Below are 16,602 nucleotides of genomic sequence, written 5' to 3'. Positions count from 1 at the left end.
AGAAGAGACTGTACAGGAGGGGCGCCGCCTGGTCGAACTCACTTAGGGTGCGGGACCGGTTACGGGGCCGCCGCGTCGATCGCCTTCACGATGCGCTTGTCGGAGACGGGGTACGCCGTGCCGAGCGCGTGAGCGAAGTAGCTGACCCGGAGCTCCTCGATCATCCAGCGGATGTCCAGGACGGAGGAGGGCACAGGCCGGCCCTGCGGCATCTGCTCCAGCAGCCACGCGTACTCGTCCCGCATCTCGTGGACCTTCTCCATGCGCGTGGTGTCCCGCTGGACGTTCGTCGGCATCTGCTGGAGCCGGCGGTCCGCGGCCACCAGGTACCGCATCAGATCCGGCAGCCGCCGCGTCCCCGCCTCCGTCACGAAGCCCGGCTTCACGAGGCCGTCCAGCTGAGCCCGTACGTCCGCCAGGTTCGGCAGCAGCGCGGGGCTCCGTACGGCCTTCAGACGGCGCTCACAGGCCTGCCACGCGGCGAGGACCTGCTGCACCTGCTCCACCGTACGGACCGTCGTGTCGACGATCTCGGCGCGGACCTTGTCGTACAGCTTCCGGTACGACTCCTCGTCCCAGACCGGCCCTCCGAAGTCGCCGATCAGCTTGTCCGCCGCCGCCATCGCGCAGTCGTCGAACAGGGCCTGGATGGAGCCGTGCGGATTGGCGGACAGGGCGAGCTTCTGGGCGTTCGTCAGCTTCTCGGACGCGAACTTCGCCGGGTTCACCGGGATGTTGCGGAGGATCAGCCGCCGCATGCCCTTCCACATGGCCTGCTGCTGCTCCGCCTCCGTGTCGAAGAGGCGTACGGAGACGGTGTCGCCGTCGTCCACCAGCGCCGGGTACGCCTTCACGGGCTGCCCCGCACGCCGGGTCTCGAAGACGCGGGTGAGGGAGCCGATCGTCCAGTCGGTGAGGCCCTTGCGCTCCAGGGACTCGCCGCCCTGGCGTTCGGCGGTGGCCGCAGCGGCCTGCGAGAGGGCTTTCCTCGCCTTCGGCTTCAGCTGGAGCTTCAGAGTCTCCAGATCCTTGTCCTCGGCCAGCTTGCGGCGCCGCTCGTCGACGATCCGGAAGGTGATACGGAGGTGGTCGGGGACCTTGGACCAGTCGAAGTCGTCCGCGGTGAAGGGAACGCCCACCATGCGCTTCAGCTCGCGGGCCATGGTGGTGGTGAGGGGTTCCTGGAGGGGCACGGCCGTGTCCAGGAACCTCTTCGCGAAGTTCGGCGCCGGCACGTAGTTGCGGCGGATCGGCTTCGGGAGGGAGCGGATCAGCTCGGTGACGACCTCCTCCCTCAGCCCGGGAATCTGCCAGTCGAAGCCCTCGTCCGTGACCTGGTTCAGGACCTGGAGCGGGATATGGACGGTCACGCCGTCGGCGTCCGCGCCCGGCTCGAACTGGTACGTCACCCGGAACTTCAGGTTGCCCTGCCGCCAGGAGTCCGGATAGTCGGCCTTGGTGACCGCCTCCGCGGACTCCCGGATGAGCATCTCGCGCTCGAAGTCGAGGAAGTCGGGCTGCTCGTGCCGCTTGTGCTTCCACCAGGAGTCGAAGTGGGCGCCGGAGACGACGTGTTCGGGGACCTTCTGGTCGTAGAAGTCGAAGAGCGTCTCGTCGTCGACGAGGATGTTCCGGCGCCGGGCGCGGTGCTCCAGCTCCTCGACCTCGCTGAGGAGCTTGCGGTTGTCGGCGAAGAACTTGTGGTGCGTGCGCCAGTCGCCCTCGACGAGCGCGTTGCGGATGAACAGCTCGCGGGAGGCCTCCGGGTCGATCCGGCCGTAGTTGACCTTGCGGTCGGCGATGATCGGGACGCCGTAGAGCGTGACTTTCTCGTACGCCATCACCGCGGCCTGGTCCTTCTCCCAGTGCGGTTCGCTGTACGTCCGCTTGAGCAGGTGCTCGGCGAGGGGTTCGACCCACTCGGGCTCGATGCGGGCGTTGACGCGGGCCCACAGGCGGCTGGTCTCCACCAGTTCGGCGGACATCACGAAGCGCGGGGGCTTCTTGAACAGGGCGGAGCCGGGGAAGATCGCGAACTTGGCGCTCCGGGCGCCCAGATACTCGTTCTTCGTGCCGTCCTTCACGTCCTTCATGCCGATGTGGGAGAGCAGCCCTGCGAGGAGTGAGACGTGGACCCTCTGCTCGGGCGCGTCCTCCTCGTTCAGATGGATGCCCATCTGCTTGGCGACCGTTCTCAACTGCGTATAGATGTCCTGCCATTCGCGGATGCGCAGGAAGTTCAGGTACTCCTGCTTGCACATCCGGCGGAAGGACGACGAGCCGCGTTCCTTCTGCTGCTCGCGGATGTACCGCCACAGGTTGAGATAGGCGAGGAAGTCGCTGGTCTCGTCCTTGAAGCGGGCGTGCTGCTGGTCGGCCTGCGTCTGCTTGTCGGCCGGGCGCTCGCGCGGGTCCTGGATGGACAGGGCGGCGGCTATGACCATGACCTCGCGGACACAGCCGTTCTTGTCGGCCTCCAGGACCATGCGGGCCAGCCGGGGGTCGACGGGCAGCTGGGCGAGCTTGCGGCCGGTGTCGGTGAGGCGCTTTCGCGAGTCCTTCTGCGTGGGGTCCAACGCGCCCAGTTCCTGGAGGAGTTGGACGCCGTCGCGGATGTTGCGGTGGTCCGGCGGGTCGATGAAGGGGAACTTCTCGATGTCGCCGAGTCCGGCGGCGGTCATCTGCAGGATGACGGACGCGAGGTTCGTACGCAGGATCTCCGCGTCCGTGAACTCCGGGCGGGCCTCGAAGTCGTCCTCGCTGTAGAGGCGGATACAGATGCCGTCGGACGTACGGCCGCAGCGGCCCTTGCGCTGGTTGGCGCTGGCCTGGGAGACCGGCTCGATGGGGAGCCGCTGCACCTTCGTGCGATGGCTGTACCGGCTGATCCGGGCGAAGCCGGGGTCGATGACGTACTTGATGCCCGGGACGGTGAGGGAGGTCTCGGCGACGTTGGTCGCCAGAACGATCCTGCGGCCGGTGTGGGGCTGGAAGACGCGATGCTGCTCGGCGTGGGACAGCCGGGCGTAGAGGGGGAGGACCTCGGTGAAGCGGTACTGCTTCCGTACGAGCGCGTCGGCGGTGTCCCTGATCTCCCGCTCACCGGAGAGGAAGACGAGGATGTCGCCCTTTCCCTCGCCCTGAAGCTCCTCGACGGCGTCGAGGATCGCGGTGATCTGGTCGCGGTCGGCGTCGTCGGAGTCGTCCTCAAGGAGGGGCCGGTAGCGGACCTCGACGGGGTAGGTACGCCCGCTGACCTCGATGATCGGGGCGTCGCCGAAGTGCCGGGAGAAGCGCTCGGGGTCGATGGTGGCCGAGGTGATGACGACCTTGAGATCGGGCCGCTTCGGCAGCAACTGCGCGAGATACCCGAGCAGGAAGTCGATGTTGAGGGACCGCTCGTGGGCCTCGTCGATGATGATCGTGTCGTAGGCGCGCAGCTCGCGGTCGGTCTGGATCTCGGCGAGCAGGATGCCGTCGGTCATCAGCTTGATGAAGGTGGCGTCCGGGTTGACCTGGTCGGTGAACCGCACCTTCCAGCCGACGGCCTCGCCGAGCGGGGTGTCCAGCTCTTCCGCCACCCGCTCGGCGACGGTACGCGCCGCGATCCGCCGGGGCTGCGTGTGCCCGATCATGCCGCGCACGCCCCGGCCGAGCTCCATGCAGATCTTCGGGATCTGCGTGGTCTTCCCGGATCCGGTCTCACCGGCGACGATCACGACCTGGTGGTCACGGATGGCGTCGGCGATGTCGTCGCGCTTCTGGCTGACCGGAAGCTGCTCGGGATAGCTGACGGCGGGAACGCGGGCCCGCCGCTCGCCCATCCGCTGTTCGGCCTTGGCGACCTCGGCCTCGATCTCGGCGAGAACGGCGGCGCGGGCCTCCGGCTTGCGGATCTTGCGGGCACCTTCGAGCCGCCGGCCGAGCCGGTGCGCGTCGCGCAGCGACAGTTCGGCCAGACGGGGGGCGAGGGCGCCGAGGGCGGGGGTGCCGGGGGCGGGGTGCGTAGACATACGCGGTCCAGGATCTCATCCCGGGGAAATCGGTGGCGAACGCTTTTGTTTCCGGCGGACCGGCCTCAGACTTCGCCGCATGGGACACGGCTCGAAAATGATCAAGGGCCCTGCTCACTGAGCAGGGCCCTTGGGCTGTGGCTGGGGCCGGGATCGAACCGGCGACCTACCGCTTTTCAGGCGGTCGCTCGTACCAACTGAGCTACCCAGCCGTCACGAGGCTTTCTGGAAAACCTCAGCGGTCCTGACGGGATTTGAACCCGCGGCCTCCACCTTGACAGGGTGGCGAGCACTCCAAACTGCTCCACAGGACCAAGCGATGCGTACGACAGTGTCGCACACGGTGTTGCGTGCCCCCAACGGGATTCGAACCCGTGCTACCGCCTTGAAAGGGCGGCGTCCTAGGCCGCTAGACGATGAGGGCTATCGGCCCGCCTGGGCGCCTCTCAGCGCGTCGGGGACGTGAGAAGCATATGGGATGGCGGGAGGTATCGCCAAAACGGTTTACGGGGATGTGGTCGCGGGGGTGGGGGAGGGTGACGGGGACGGGGTCGGAGTGGGTGTCGGGGTGGGTGTCGGGGCGGCTCCCGGCTGGTTCTCCTCCGGGAGGTGGCGGGCCACCTCCGCCGTCGTCAGGCCCAGGCCGCCCAGTCTGATCTCGTCCCAGGCCTGGAGGCGGCGGGTGTCGCGGTCGAAGTAGAGGATCGACGTCTCGATCGGGTCGGGGTACTTGCCCTCGATCGCGCGCAGGCCGCTGCCGCCCGTGGAGCCCTCGATGCGCAGACGGGTGCCGTACGGCATGACCTCCATCTCGGAGTGGTGGAGGTGGCCCGCCAGGACCAGCGGCACCTGGCCGTCCGTCTCGCGGGCCGCGGGCGGCTCATGGGCGACGGCCACGTCGACCGGGTTTCCGGCGGCCTTCTGGTCGCGCAGGGCGGTGGCCAGCCGCGCGCCCGCCAGTTCCTGCGACTGCTCGGCGCCGATCTCGTTCGTGCGGTCGGGGGTGAACTGGGGGTCGCCGATGCCCGCGAAGCGCAGGCCCGCGACGGACACCGCGCGGCCGTCGTCGAGGACGTGGACGTTCTTCATACGCTCCAGATAGCGCTGGGTGATCATGGAGTCGTGGTTGCCGCGGACCCAGACGTACGGGGCGCCCAGGTCCTCGATCGGGTCCAGGAAGCCGTTCTCGGCGGCCGTGCCGTGGTCCATGGTGTCGCCGGAGTCGACGATCACGTTCACCTCGTACTGCTTGACCAGCGAGGCGATGATCTTCCAGCTCGCCGGGTTGAGGTGGATGTCCGAGACGTGCAGGACCCGGATCGTGGTCGGGTCGGGCTGGTAGGCCGGGAGCGTGGACGTGGCGTCGTACAGCTTCGTCACGTTGGTGACGAGGCGCGCCAACTCCTTCTGGTAGACGTCGAATTCGGTGACGATGCTGCGTGCGTCGCCGACCAGGGAGGGTGCGGAGGAGAGCAGGCCGGAGAACTTGGGCTCGAGGACCGAGTTCGGGTTCCAGGTGGCGAAGGCCGTGCCGCCGGACGCGGCGAGGAGGGTGAGGGCGAGGCCGCCGGCCGCGAGGGCGCGGCGGGGGCGGCGGTAGACCGCGAGGCCGAGGGCGGTGGCGCCGGAGACGACGGCGACGCAGGAGCGTACGGCGAGGTCGAGCGTGCCGTGCCCGACGTCCTCGGCGACTTCGTCCTGGAGGCCGGAGATGCGTTCGGGATGGTCGACGAGGGCCTGGGAGCGGACCGGGTCGAGCTGGTCGACGTTCACGTCCAGGCGGACCGGGGCGACATGGCTGTCCAGTTGCAGCGCGCCGAGCGGCGAGACGTTGATCTTCGTGCCCCCGGCGAGCGAGGGGCGCAGGGTCATGGTGGTGTCCATGGGCCCGACGGGAACCCGGACGTTCCCGACGATCAGCAGGCCCAGCCAGGCGCCCAGCAGCACGACCGCGACCAGCCCCAGGGCGCGGCTCCAGGGGTGCGGCTGGGGGACGAGTTCGACGGCGGGGTGCGGGCGGCGGGAACGGTAGCGGCGGGCGAGCGCACGCGGTGCCCGGCGTACGCGGTTCAGGGCGGCGACGTTGGGAACGCGGGCGGCCATTGGTCCCGTATGCCCAAGTCCGGCAGCGGATATGCGGGGCGGTGGTGACTCTCATACCGTCGCCGTGACTCTCCTACGGCCCTTCCGTACCGGACAATGGCCCTGTGCTGGAGATGACGCGCGAGGAGTTCGAGGAACTGGTCGCCGAGGCGCTGGACCGTATCCCGCCGGAGCTGACGCGGCTGATGGACAACGTCGCGGTGTTCGTCGAGGACGAACCGCCCGTGGACGATCCCGAGCTGCTCGGCCTGTACGAGGGGACTCCGCTGACCGATCGCGGGGAGTGGTACGCCGGGGTGCTGCCGGACCGGATCACGATCTACCGGGGGCCGACGCTGCGGATGTGCGAGTCGCGGGAGGAGGTCGTGGAGGAGACCGAGGTGACGGTGGTGCATGAGATCGCGCATCACTTCGGGATCGACGACGCCCGGCTGCACGCGCTGGGATACGGCTGAGCCGGCGCGTGTCCAGTAGCGACGCGTCGAGTGTCGTCCTGCGCGTGTCCTCTTGTGGGCGGCGGGAGTTGGGCAGGTTGACTTCTTCGCCCTCCCCGGAGGTGGCTGCCCGTGCGCCCCTTGTACGTACCCGTTCGCCTGGCCGCCACGGTCGTGGCCGTCGCCGCTGCCGCCGGCTGTATGAGCGTGGGTGACGACGGGCCGGGCGGGAGCGCCAAGCCGTCCCATTCCGCCGGGCAGCGGGGTGGTGAGGCGCCCGACGGGGGATCGGCCGTGTCGGGCGGTGGCTCCGGGTACGGGGCGGCGACGGGCGGCAAGCGGGACGGGAAGGGCGGCGGGGAGAAGCGGGACGGCAAGGGCAAGTCGGAGGAGGAGTCCGGGGGGCCTTCGGCTTCGGCTTCCGCGGCCGGGAGCGGGGCTCCTTCGGTGCCGGTGCGTCCGGGTGGGCCCGGCGGGACGGGCGGCGCGGGTGAGCCCGAGCCGACCAAGCCGCAGCCGACGCCTACGCGGACGGTCGCGCCGGAGCCGACGCCCACGCCGCCGTCGCCGACCGTCTCGCCGGATCCGACGGTCGCCGAGCCGTCGTCGTCGGCGCATGGAGAGACGGCACCGCAACTGGCCCAGCGGGAGCCGGCGCCGACCGCTGGGTCACCGGCGTGAGGGTGTGACCTGTCTCTCGGGGATGCGGTTTGCCATGGGGGCTGGTGGGTGCGTATGGTTATAGATCGTTTGATTCATTTGCCCGGCGCCATAGAAGAGCGCGCCGTGTGGCGCGTTCTCTCCCTTGCCGTGGCTGACCGCATAGAGGCGGTCGTATTGCGAAATCACGGAGTTGACGGGCGCGTGCCGACGAGACTCCGGAAGGTTTCGCATTCGCATGTCCATTTCCAGTACTGATCACGTCGTCGTGCCCGAGAACGGGGACGAGACCGTAGAGGCCCCCGAGCTCACCTTCGCGGACCTCGGTCTCCCCGAGGGCGTCGTGCGCAAGCTCGCGCAGAACGGCGTGACCAGCCCCTTCCCGATCCAGGCCGCGACCATCCCGGACGCCCTGGCCGGCAAGGACATCCTCGGCCGTGGCCGCACCGGCTCCGGCAAGACCCTCTCCTTCGGCCTGCCGGCCCTGGCCACGCTGGCCGGCGGCCGCACCGAGAAGCGCAAGCCCCGCGCCGTCATTCTCACCCCGACCCGTGAGCTCGCCATGCAGGTGGCGGACGCGCTGCAGCCCTACGGCGACGTCGTCGGCCTGAAGATGAAGGTCGTCTGCGGCGGCACCTCCATGGGCAACCAGATCTACGCCCTCGAGCGCGGCGTCGACATCCTCGTCGCCACGCCCGGCCGCCTCCGCGACATCATCAACCGCGGCGCCTGCTCCCTCGAGAACGTGCAGATCGCCGTACTCGACGAGGCCGACCAGATGTCCGACCTGGGCTTCCTGCCCGAGGTCACCGAGCTGCTCGACCAGATCCCGGCCGGCGGCCAGCGGATGCTGTTCTCCGCGACCATGGAGAACGAGATCAAGACCCTCGTCGACCGGTACCTCAAGGACCCGGTCCACCACGAGGTGGACGCCGCCCAGGGCGCGGTGACGACCATGTCGCACCACATCCTCGTCGTGAAGCCCAAGGACAAGGCGCCGGTCACCGCCGCGATCGCCTCCCGCAAGGGCCGCACGATCATCTTCGTCCGCACCCAGCTCGGTGCCGACCGTGTCGCCGAGCAGCTGCGCGACGCCGGTGTGAAGGCCGACGCGCTGCACGGCGGCATGACGCAGGGTGCGCGCACCCGGACGCTGGCCGACTTCAAGGACGGCTACGTCAACTGCCTGGTCGCCACGGACGTCGCGGCGCGCGGCATCCACGTCGACGGCATCGACCTGGTCCTGAACGTCGACCCGGCGGGCAACCACAAGGACTACCTGCACCGCGCGGGTCGTACCGCCCGAGCCGGTCGCACCGGCACGGTCGTCTCCCTCTCGCTCCCGCACCAGCGCCGCCAGATCTTCCGGCTGATGGAGGACGCGGGCGTCGACGCCGGCCGTCACATCATCAACTCCGGTACGGCGTTCGAGCCCGAGGTCGCCGAGATCACGGGCGCCCGTTCGATGACCGAGGTCCAGGCCGAGTCCGCGGGCAACGCCGCGCAGCAGGCCGAGCGTGAGGTCGCCCACCTCGCCAAGCAGCTGGAGCGGGCGCAGCGGCGCGCCGCCGAGCTGCGCGAGGAGGCCGACCGGCTGGTCGCCCGGGTCGCCCGCGAGCGCGGCGAGGACCCGGAGGCGGCGGTCGCCGAGGCGCAGGCCGCGGTGGTGGAGGCCCTCGAGGCGTCCGTGCCCGAGCAGCCGGCCGCCCAGGATGTGGACCGGGCCGAGGCTTCGGCGTCGTACGAGCGTCGTGAGCGCCGTGACAACGACCGGGGTGGCTTCCGTCGCGACGAGCGTCGGGACAACGACCGTGGTGGGTTCCGTCGTGACGAGCGTCGGGATGACCGTGGTGGTCGTTCGTTCGAGCGTCGGGACAACGACCGTGGCGGGTTCCGCCGTGACGAGCGTAGGGACAACGACCGAGGTGGCGTCCGTCGCGACGACCGTCGGGACGACCGTGGCGGCCGTTCCTTCGAGCGCCGTGACAACGACCGTGGTGGTTTCCGCCGTGACGAGCGTCGGGACGACCGTGGCGGCCGTTCCTTCGAGCGTCGCGACGACCGCGGTGGGCGTTCCTTCGAGCGTCGGGACAACGACCGCGGTGGCTTCCGCCGTGACGACCGCCCGGCCGCCCGCCCCTTCGAGCGCCGTGACGAGCGCGGCGGTCACCGTGGCAGCGACCGCCCCGTCAACCGCGACCGCCGCGACGACCGCCCGGGCTTCCGCTCCGGCGGCCACGACCGCCCCTACGGCCGTCGTGACGACCACCGCGGCGGCGGCACCGGCACCGGCACCGGCACCGGCTCCGGCTCCTTCGGACGCCGGGACGACAAGCCGCGCTGGAAGCGCAACGGCTGACGCCGAGTGAAGTGAGGAAGGGCCCGTACGACTTCGGTCGTACGGGCCCTTCCGGCGTTGCTGACGGTTCCCGAGGGCCATTTTCTAGCCAAGTTGTGACGTGTGTCATGCCCCCGGCGAGGGAATCGCTGGGGGCATGACAGATGACGCCAAAGTGAGTGGGCTGTCTGACGAAGAGCGATTGGCCCAGCTCGGCTACACGCAGGTCCTTGCCCGCCGCATGTCGGCGTTCTCCAACTACGCGGTCTCCTTCACGATCATCTCGGTCCTGTCGGGATGTCTGACGCTGTATCTGTTCGGCATGAACACCGGCGGTCCCGCCGTGATCACCTGGGGCTGGGTCGCGGTCGGACTGATGACCCTGTTCGTGGGCCTGGCGATGGCCGAGATCTGCTCGGCGTACCCGACGTCGGCGGGCCTGTACTTCTGGGCGCACCGGCTGGCGCCCCCGCGTACGGCCGCCGCGTGGGCCTGGTTCACGGGCTGGTTCAACGTGCTCGGCCAGGTCGCGGTGACCGCGGGCATCGACTTCGGGGCGGCGTCCTTCCTGGGCGCGTACCTGAACCTGCAGTTCGACTTCGAGGTGACGCCCGGCCGCACGATCCTCCTCTTCGCGGGGATCCTGGTGCTGCACGGCCTGCTGAACACCTTCGGGGTGCGGGTGGTGGGCCTGCTCAACAGCGTGAGCGTGTGGTGGCATGTGCTCGGCGTGGCGGTGATCGTCGGCGCACTCACCTTCTCCCCGGACCGGCACCAGTCCGCGTCCTTCGTGTTCGGCGAGTTCGTGAACAACACGGGCTGGGGCAGCAGCGTGTACGTCGTCGCGATCGGCCTGCTGATGGCCCAGTACACCTTCACCGGCTACGACGCCTCCGCCCACATGACGGAGGAGACACACGACGCGTCGACGGCGGGCCCGAAGGGAATCGTCCGCTCCATCTGGACGTCATGGATAGCCGGTTTCGTGCTGTTGCTCGGCTTCACCTTCGCGATCCAGTCGTACGAGGGTGCTCTCACGTCCTCGACGGGGGCTCCGCCCGCGCAGATCCTGCTCGACGCGCTCGGCGCGACGGCGGGCAAGCTGCTGCTCCTGGTCGTGATCGGGGCGCAGCTGTTCTGCGGGATGGCGTCGGTGACGGCCAACAGCCGGATGATCTACGCCTTCTCCAGGGACGGCGCGCTGCCCTTCTCCCACGTCTGGCACACGGTGAACCCGCGCACCCGCACCCCCGTGGCGGCGGTGTGGCTGGCGGCGGCGGGCGCCCTGCTGCTCGGGCTGCCGTACCTGATCAATGCCACGGCGTACGCGGCGGTGACGTCGATCGCGGTGATCGGCCTGTACATCGCCTACGTCATCCCGACGCTGCTGCGGCTGCGGAAGGGCGAGGACTTCGAGCGCGGGCCGTGGCACCTGGGGCGCTGGTCGCGGCCGATCGGAGTGGTGGCGGTGGCGTGGGTCGTCGTGATCACGGTCCTGTTCATGCTGCCGCAGGTCTCCCCGGTCACCTCGGAGACCTTCAACTACGCCCCGGTCGCCGTCCTCGTCGTCCTCGGCTTCGCCGCGACCTGGTGGCTGGCCTCGGCCCGGCACTGGTTCCTCAACCCCGACCACGAACGGACCATCGCCCGCGAGGCGTCCCGCACGGGCACGCCCGAACCGGTCGATCCGTAACACCACTGGACACTCCTGGCTCGCTCTGCCGGTACGGCACGGCCGGGACCCCGATACCCGATCGGAGTCCCGGCCGTGTCCGGCTATGCTCGGGGAGGCAACATCGCCTGGGCCCTTAGCTCAATTGGCAGAGCAGTGGACTTTTAATCCATTGGTTGTGGGTTCGAGTCCCACAGGGCCTACGGGTTGCAGGCGGGGGTTAACCCCTCTGACCTGCGGTGCAGCGCCTGCGTCGGCTTCGGTCGGGTCGGGCGCTGCTTCGTTTTCCAGCCACTGCGTGAGCGGATGTGCTCGTGGCCTGCGGATCGGGTGCCGCTTGGGCGGACGAATCAGCAGCTGCCGGACGCGACCGGGGGATCAGCTTCGCTGCCTTCTCGGCGATTTCGCGGTCCAGCTCAGGGAGCAGGCTCGTGTACGTGTACGTGTACGTGTACGCGTACGCGTACGTGTCCGAGGTCAGCGTGATCGTGGAGTGTCGCAAGGTCTCCGAGACCGTCTCGGGGTGGAGCCAGGAGCCGTCCTCCTTGGTGAACACCTTGCCGGTGTTCTGCCAGGCGGTGCCTCACTTGGCGCGCTCTTTCTCCTGGCGGGCCTTGTGGTCGCGCAGGGCGGTGATGTTCAGGTTGTCGAGCGCGATCGTGTTCGCGCTCCCGTCCGTCTTCGGTCCGGACTCGTAGGGGTCCCAGCCGTCGACCACGATCTCCTTGGCGGGTGTGATGAGGCCGGCGTCGAGGTCGATCTCGTGCCGGTCCTGGCCGACCGCCTCGCCTCGCCGGAGGCCGCGGGTGCCCATGAGATGGAAGATCGCGTACAGGCGGTCGCCCTCGGCTGCGTCGCGGAAGGCGCCGAACTGCCAGGGCGTCCACACCATCACCGGGCCGGGGATCTCGCCGGTCTCGCGCCAGCGCCGTACGCCCTCGTCGGTCCACAGGAGGGGTTTCGGGCGTTTGCCGGATTCCAACTCGACGTGGGACGCCGGGTTGAAGGCGATGAGTTGCTGGGCGATGGCGGAGTTCAGTGCCGCGCGCAGGGTGCGGCGGATCGCCCGCTGGGTGGCCGGTCCGGTGATCTTCCGGAACGGCTTCATCTCTGCGAGCTTGGCCCGTTCGGCCGTGAGCAGCTTCCGCTCGGCTCCTACGGGGCGTCCGGGCTTGCTCGGCTTGCAGCGGGCGATCTGCTCGCGGCGGGCTTCGTTCTCGGCCGTGATCACCTCGTTGTCGTCGGCGATCGCGTCGAACATCTCGACCAAGTGGCCGACGTTGAGGAACGGGAGACTCAAGCCCGCTCTCGCGGCCCGTAGATCGCGTGCTCTGCGCCAGTGGCATGAGCCCAGTACCGGTCGCCGTACGACCAGTGCCACCACTCCGTCGGATAGTTGACCAAACCCGCAGCAGTCAGAGCATCTCCGAGCAGCCGCCGGTTGTCGCGTGCCTCAGGCGCGACGTTGCGGGCGTCCGTATAGCAGGTGCCGTCGCTCTCCTCCGGACTGGCGTTCACCCGCGTCCCCATGTCGAGTTCCCGCCCATCTGCGGACATGAGCGTGAGGTCGACCGCCGCGCCGGCACTGTGCGGAGCTATCTCGGGCGGCGACACGTAGCGGCTCGCGGCGTCGCGCACCTGGGCCGCGGACCAGCTCGGATTGTCGGCCCGCAGTTCGTCGGCGTAACGCTCGAAGTAGAAACGCTGCAGGGCGGGCGGCCGGTACCCCTCGATGAACAGCAGACAGACGCCATCCGGGAGCAACTTCTGGGCCTCCAGAAGACGGGCCAGGACGCCGTCCCGCAGGTGCGCGAAAGCCCCCGATCGGTCTTCCTTACGTGGGTCGACGGCGACGGACTCTTGCAGCCGGACATCGCGGAGCTCTTCACCGCAGTCGGCCACGGGGATCGCCGCGATCCTCGGATCTGACATCAGCACGATTTCGGTCATGCGCTGATCATGGCGCAAGGCGAGGCTCAGCCCAACGTCAGCCGACGGATACCCAGGCGGTCGACTTCCGCCGCTTCCTCCCTGGTGATCGGGTCACGTCCCGTCGCCTTGCGCAGGAAGTGAAGCCGGCTCCAGCCCAGCTTCTCCAGGGCTGCCGCACTGTTTTGACCGAGCAGAAGATCCTGCACCACATCCGCGGCCCGTGGGGTTGTCCACGGCTCGCGCCTCAGGGCGTCGGCCAGGTCCAGACCGTGCACGGCAACCTCGACCACCCGCGTCAGCAGGAACTCCGACAGGAGCATCGGATCGCCGTGCCGGGTACGCATCACACGCCCATCCGGCACGACACGGCACAGACGGTCCAACTCCTGCCAGGTGGCGTCGTTCCCGTGGCGGCCGGCAGCCCAAGTTCGACCCGCAGGGCTACAAGGCTCGCCACGCGGTCGAGTGCGGCATCAATCGCCCCAAAAGGCAGCGGGCCGTGGCCACGCGGGACTACAAGCTCGCGGTCCGCTACGAGGCGACCGTCCTCGTCGCGGCCATCAACGAGTGGCTGTAATCCCCCCGTCTGTTCCGCCCAGTGCGTCGTGGTCAGTTTCCTTGTCGGCAATGACGTAGATACCGGGCTTGGCGGCAATGGCGCTGGTGCCATTCGCGTCGAAGTACTGCTCGACGATGCTACGGGGCCGCGGGCCGCCGAGGTGGGCACGGACCCGTCCTCAACCGAATCCGGAAATGATCACCCCTGAGAAAACGTCAGTTACTACGAACGCCGAAAATCTCCGGAAAGGCACGCCTGGTGGAAGAGCTTGTACGACTCGGTGACATCGAGCAGGCCGCGGCCGGAGACAGGCGGCCGATCTGGGCCGCCCAGGGACGGCACGACGGCAGTCTGGGGCCGGGCGTGCGGGCCTGGCGCCACGGAAGTGCCCTGGCGGTGGCGAGTCCAGACCTCTCGCAACGGGATCGGCTTGCGATCCAGGGCGACCGAACCGACGCGATCACCTTGGTGCGGCGAGTACTGGATGAAATCGGACCGTCTTATCGCCCCTTCGCGGAGGCACCCTTGATCGATGCCGTGGTGCGGGAGATACCCGGCCTCGTGCCGGTCCACGAATTCTTCTGGATGGAGACTGCGTCCCGGCCCGGTACTGCCCCCGCCGACGTGCAATGGCTGGAAGCTCGACAGGAGAAAGCAGCTACGGCACTCTTCGATCGCTTCTTCCCTGACTCATACGCGCAACCGGGACGCGTCGGCGTACGCCGATGGGCCGGAATCCTCGGCAGCCTGGAAAGCGGCGCAGCCGCGGAGCCTTTGGCGGTCGCGGCCGATGCGTGGTCAGCAATCGGCTGCGGGTACATGGCCGGGGTATGCACTCACCCCGCAACCCGCGGCCGCGGGCTGGCACAGGCCGTCTGCGGCTTCGTCGTGGACGATCTGGTCCACCGGTACGGACGGGCCGCGCTCATTGTGGATGCCGCCAACACGCCGGCGATCGCCGCGTACGAACGCCTCGGCATGACCAAACACCTCTCCGCAGCGGCGCGCTTCTCTCCCCGGTGAGTTCGGGGTGCACCGCCGGCCAGGCCCCCACATGTCGCACCAGGCACTGAACCGCAGGTTCCGCAATGGGACTTCGAGGAAGATCCGCGCTGGTTGACCAGGCGAACCGGCATGGCCAACCGGGTGTCCGATTGCACCCGGTTGGTAGCGTCACAGGCATGAATCAAGACCGTGTGCTCGAAGCGTTTCGTCGGGAATCCGGGGCGCTCACTGATGCTGTCTCAGGACTGTCCGAGGCCGAGTGGAACCTCCCGACACGCTGCACCCCCTGGACCGTACGCGACCTGCTCGGGCACGTGTCCGTCGTGATCGATTGGCTTCCGGGCATGCTGGACGCCCCGGCACCGAGCGAGGCCAAGGTTTCCGCAGCGGAGTACTACCGCCCGGACGACCGGTTCTCACCCCGGACCAACAGTGCCCGGATCGCTCTGGCTCAGGACCGGGCAGCAGGGTCGTCCGACGGTGCCGCCTTTGCCGGCGATTTCGCCGCGATCTGGCGGCGAGTCGACCGGCTGTGCCGGGTCCAGCCGGCCGGCCGTACCGTGCGCACGCGTCATGGTGACGCCATGCTCTTGTCGGAGTTTCTGCTCACCCGAGTCGTTGAAGTCGCCGTCCACGGCCTCGACCTGGCTGATGCAGTCGGACGCGAACCCTGGCTCACCTCGTCGGCCGGTGACGCCGTGCTGGAGCTGCTTCTCGGCGCAGAGCAGATGGCGGCCGCCGACAAACTGGGTTGGAGCCAGCCGCATTTCCTGCGCAAAGCCACCGGCCGTGAGCCGTTGGACGCATCAGAGACCGCGCAGATCGAACAGCTCGGCATACGATGGCTCGCCCTGGGCTGACAACTGTGCTCGGCGGCACCCCCTCCAAGTTCATCCCTGGCTCGCGTCCGCGTCGGCGGGCACCCCGCCGTTGCCACCGAGGCAGTCATCCGCGCCGCCCGCGACCTGCTGCCCGACCCCGGCCGCTCGGTCACGTCGATCGCCAAGCTGCTGGGTGTCTCTCCGGGTCGGAGCATGAGCATCGAGGTTGAGATCGTCCGCGAGGCAAGCGACGAAGTGGTTGGAGCAGTCGCTCGCCTGCTCCCCCAGCTGCTGGCCCCTGTAGACAGTGAATCGGTGCCGTGCGGCTCGATGACGCAGCAGCCGCACAGCCCCGCCGCACAGCCAGACGAAGCACTCAAGGCCACTGTGGCCACATACACTCGACCGATGGACAAGAACGCGGCACGACTGAGGGCAGACGCCACACCGTCAGCCCCGGCCCTCGTGCTGCGTCCCTGGAGCCGGGCGGACGCTCCCGACCTGGTCGAGCTGTATCGGGATGACGCTCTGCGCCGCTGGACGAACTCAGCTGTGAACGACGAGGCGAGCGCGGCACGGTGGGTTCAGGAGCAGCAACGGGGATGGGAGACGGGAGACCGTTTCGGATTCGCCATCGTGGAAACGCAAGCTCCGGGTACTGACGGACAGTTGACTGGTCACGTGGTCCTCAAGAACGTCACCACGGGCGCTTCGTCCGCCGAGGTCGGCTACTGGACCGCGGCACACGCGCGCGGCCGGGGAGTGGCGCCCCGAGCACTGCAGGCGGTCACGGACTGGGCCTTCACCGCCTTCCCCGGTGACGGACTGACGCGCCTTGAACTCCTGCACCAAGTAGACAACACAGCGTCATGCCGTGTCGCGCAGAAGAGCCGGTACGAACTGGCCACGCTCCTGCCCGCGGCACCGCCCGCATACCCCGTTGCCGGTCACCTGCACGTACGGACGCGCGACATCTGACTCTGCAGAAGGTGCCCGTCGAATCCGTGAGCGCGAGCTCGATAGGCCCATGACCTGCGCCGATCAAGGTGACTGTGTAGGCGCCGT

11 protein-coding genes, 4 tRNA genes and 1 pseudogene are annotated in these 16,602 nt (G+C 68.9%); 8 read left to right on the top strand and 8 right to left on the bottom strand.

Annotation, left to right across the window (positions count from 1 at the left end; all coding sequences use genetic code 11):
- Positions 1 to 59: 59 nt before the first annotated feature.
- The 5 genes from hrpA to QQY66_RS22725 form a co-directional block, all read right to left on the bottom strand.
- Complete coding sequence (gene hrpA / locus QQY66_RS22745; protein ID WP_301982182.1) at positions 60 to 4,013, bottom strand: ATP-dependent RNA helicase HrpA; 3,954 nt, start codon at positions 4,011 to 4,013, stop codon at positions 60 to 62.
- 138 nt (positions 4,014 to 4,151) lie between these two features.
- Positions 4,152 to 4,225: transfer RNA gene (locus tag QQY66_RS22740), tRNA-Phe, on the bottom strand.
- Between the two features lie 27 nt (positions 4,226 to 4,252).
- A tRNA-Asp gene (locus QQY66_RS22735) sits at positions 4,253 to 4,327 on the bottom strand.
- 37 nt (positions 4,328 to 4,364) lie between these two features.
- Positions 4,365 to 4,437, bottom strand: a tRNA-Glu gene (locus QQY66_RS22730).
- An 80-nt stretch (positions 4,438 to 4,517) separates the two neighbouring features.
- Complete coding sequence (locus QQY66_RS22725) at positions 4,518 to 6,116, bottom strand: metallophosphoesterase (protein WP_301982181.1); 1,599 nt, start codon at positions 6,114 to 6,116, stop codon at positions 4,518 to 4,520.
- Positions 6,117 to 6,220: 104 nt separating this feature from the next.
- On the opposite strand from QQY66_RS22725, the gene QQY66_RS22720 reads away from it, so the two are divergent.
- From QQY66_RS22720 to QQY66_RS22700, 5 genes are all read left to right on the top strand, one after another.
- Positions 6,221 to 6,571, top strand: a complete 351-nt coding sequence (locus QQY66_RS22720) for a metallopeptidase family protein (RefSeq protein ID WP_301982180.1) — start codon at positions 6,221 to 6,223, stop codon at positions 6,569 to 6,571.
- 111 nt (positions 6,572 to 6,682) lie between these two features.
- Positions 6,683 to 7,231, top strand: a complete 549-nt coding sequence (locus QQY66_RS22715; RefSeq protein ID WP_301982179.1) for a hypothetical protein — start codon at positions 6,683 to 6,685, stop codon at positions 7,229 to 7,231.
- 217 nt (positions 7,232 to 7,448) lie between these two features.
- Positions 7,449 to 9,569, top strand: a complete 2,121-nt coding sequence (locus QQY66_RS22710) for a DEAD/DEAH box helicase (protein ID WP_301982178.1) — start codon at positions 7,449 to 7,451, stop codon at positions 9,567 to 9,569.
- Positions 9,570 to 9,705: 136 nt separating this feature from the next.
- Entirely contained in the window at positions 9,706 to 11,241 is a 1,536-nt protein-coding gene (locus QQY66_RS22705; RefSeq protein WP_301982177.1) for an amino acid permease, read from the top strand.
- Between the two features lie 109 nt (positions 11,242 to 11,350).
- A tRNA-Lys gene (locus QQY66_RS22700) sits at positions 11,351 to 11,423 on the top strand.
- A gap of 158 nt (positions 11,424 to 11,581) precedes the next feature.
- Here QQY66_RS22700 and xerC read toward each other — a convergent pair.
- From xerC to QQY66_RS22685, 3 genes and pseudogenes are all read right to left on the bottom strand, one after another.
- Positions 11,582 to 12,505, bottom strand: a pseudogene (gene xerC, locus QQY66_RS22695) (tyrosine recombinase XerC); the annotation flags it as partial.
- A gap of 11 nt (positions 12,506 to 12,516) precedes the next feature.
- A complete protein-coding gene (locus QQY66_RS22690; protein WP_301982176.1) occupies positions 12,517 to 13,170 on the bottom strand; it encodes a M15 family metallopeptidase in 654 nt (217 codons plus the stop codon).
- A gap of 26 nt (positions 13,171 to 13,196) precedes the next feature.
- Complete coding sequence (locus QQY66_RS22685) at positions 13,197 to 13,496, bottom strand: hypothetical protein (protein WP_301982175.1); 300 nt, start codon at positions 13,494 to 13,496, stop codon at positions 13,197 to 13,199.
- Positions 13,497 to 13,969: 473 nt separating this feature from the next.
- On the opposite strand from QQY66_RS22685, the gene QQY66_RS22680 reads away from it, so the two are divergent.
- The 3 genes from QQY66_RS22680 (at position 13,970) to QQY66_RS22670 (ending at position 16,515) form a co-directional block, all read left to right on the top strand.
- Positions 13,970 to 14,734, top strand: coding sequence for a GNAT family N-acetyltransferase (locus tag QQY66_RS22680; protein WP_301982174.1), 765 nt, complete (start codon positions 13,970 to 13,972; stop codon positions 14,732 to 14,734).
- A 158-nt stretch (positions 14,735 to 14,892) separates the two neighbouring features.
- A complete protein-coding gene (locus QQY66_RS22675) occupies positions 14,893 to 15,576 on the top strand; it encodes a maleylpyruvate isomerase family mycothiol-dependent enzyme (protein ID WP_301987451.1) in 684 nt (227 codons plus the stop codon).
- Positions 15,577 to 15,945: 369 nt separating this feature from the next.
- The gene (locus QQY66_RS22670) at positions 15,946 to 16,515 is read left to right on the top strand and encodes a GNAT family N-acetyltransferase (RefSeq protein ID WP_301982173.1); all 570 of its coding nucleotides are present in this window, start codon (positions 15,946 to 15,948) and stop codon (positions 16,513 to 16,515) included.
- Positions 16,516 to 16,602 lie beyond the last annotated feature (87 nt).

Origin of the sequence: Streptomyces sp. DG2A-72, assembly GCF_030499575.1 — a bacterium.
GTDB lineage: Bacteria > Actinomycetota > Actinomycetes > Streptomycetales > Streptomycetaceae > Streptomyces.
This window is presented reverse-complemented; position numbering and strand designations above follow the sequence as displayed.

Excerpts from the sequence above, each read along its gene's own strand:
- hrpA (WP_301982182.1), bottom strand. The coding sequence starts at position 4,013 with ATGTCTACGCACCCCGCCCCCGGCACCCCCGCCCTCGGCGCCCTCGCC.
- QQY66_RS22725 (WP_301982181.1), bottom strand. The coding sequence starts at position 6,116 with ATGGCCGCCCGCGTTCCCAACGTCGCCGCCCTGAACCGCGTACGCCGG.
- QQY66_RS22710 (WP_301982178.1), top strand. The coding sequence starts at position 7,449 with ATGTCCATTTCCAGTACTGATCACGTCGTCGTGCCCGAGAACGGGGAC.
- QQY66_RS22705 (WP_301982177.1), top strand. The coding sequence starts at position 9,706 with ATGACAGATGACGCCAAAGTGAGTGGGCTGTCTGACGAAGAGCGATTG.
- QQY66_RS22690 (WP_301982176.1), bottom strand. The coding sequence starts at position 13,170 with ATGACCGAAATCGTGCTGATGTCAGATCCGAGGATCGCGGCGATCCCC.
- QQY66_RS22685 (WP_301982175.1), bottom strand. The coding sequence starts at position 13,496 with ATGCGTACCCGGCACGGCGATCCGATGCTCCTGTCGGAGTTCCTGCTG.
- QQY66_RS22675 (WP_301987451.1), top strand. The coding sequence starts at position 14,893 with ATGAATCAAGACCGTGTGCTCGAAGCGTTTCGTCGGGAATCCGGGGCG.
- QQY66_RS22670 (WP_301982173.1), top strand. The coding sequence starts at position 15,946 with ATGGACAAGAACGCGGCACGACTGAGGGCAGACGCCACACCGTCAGCC.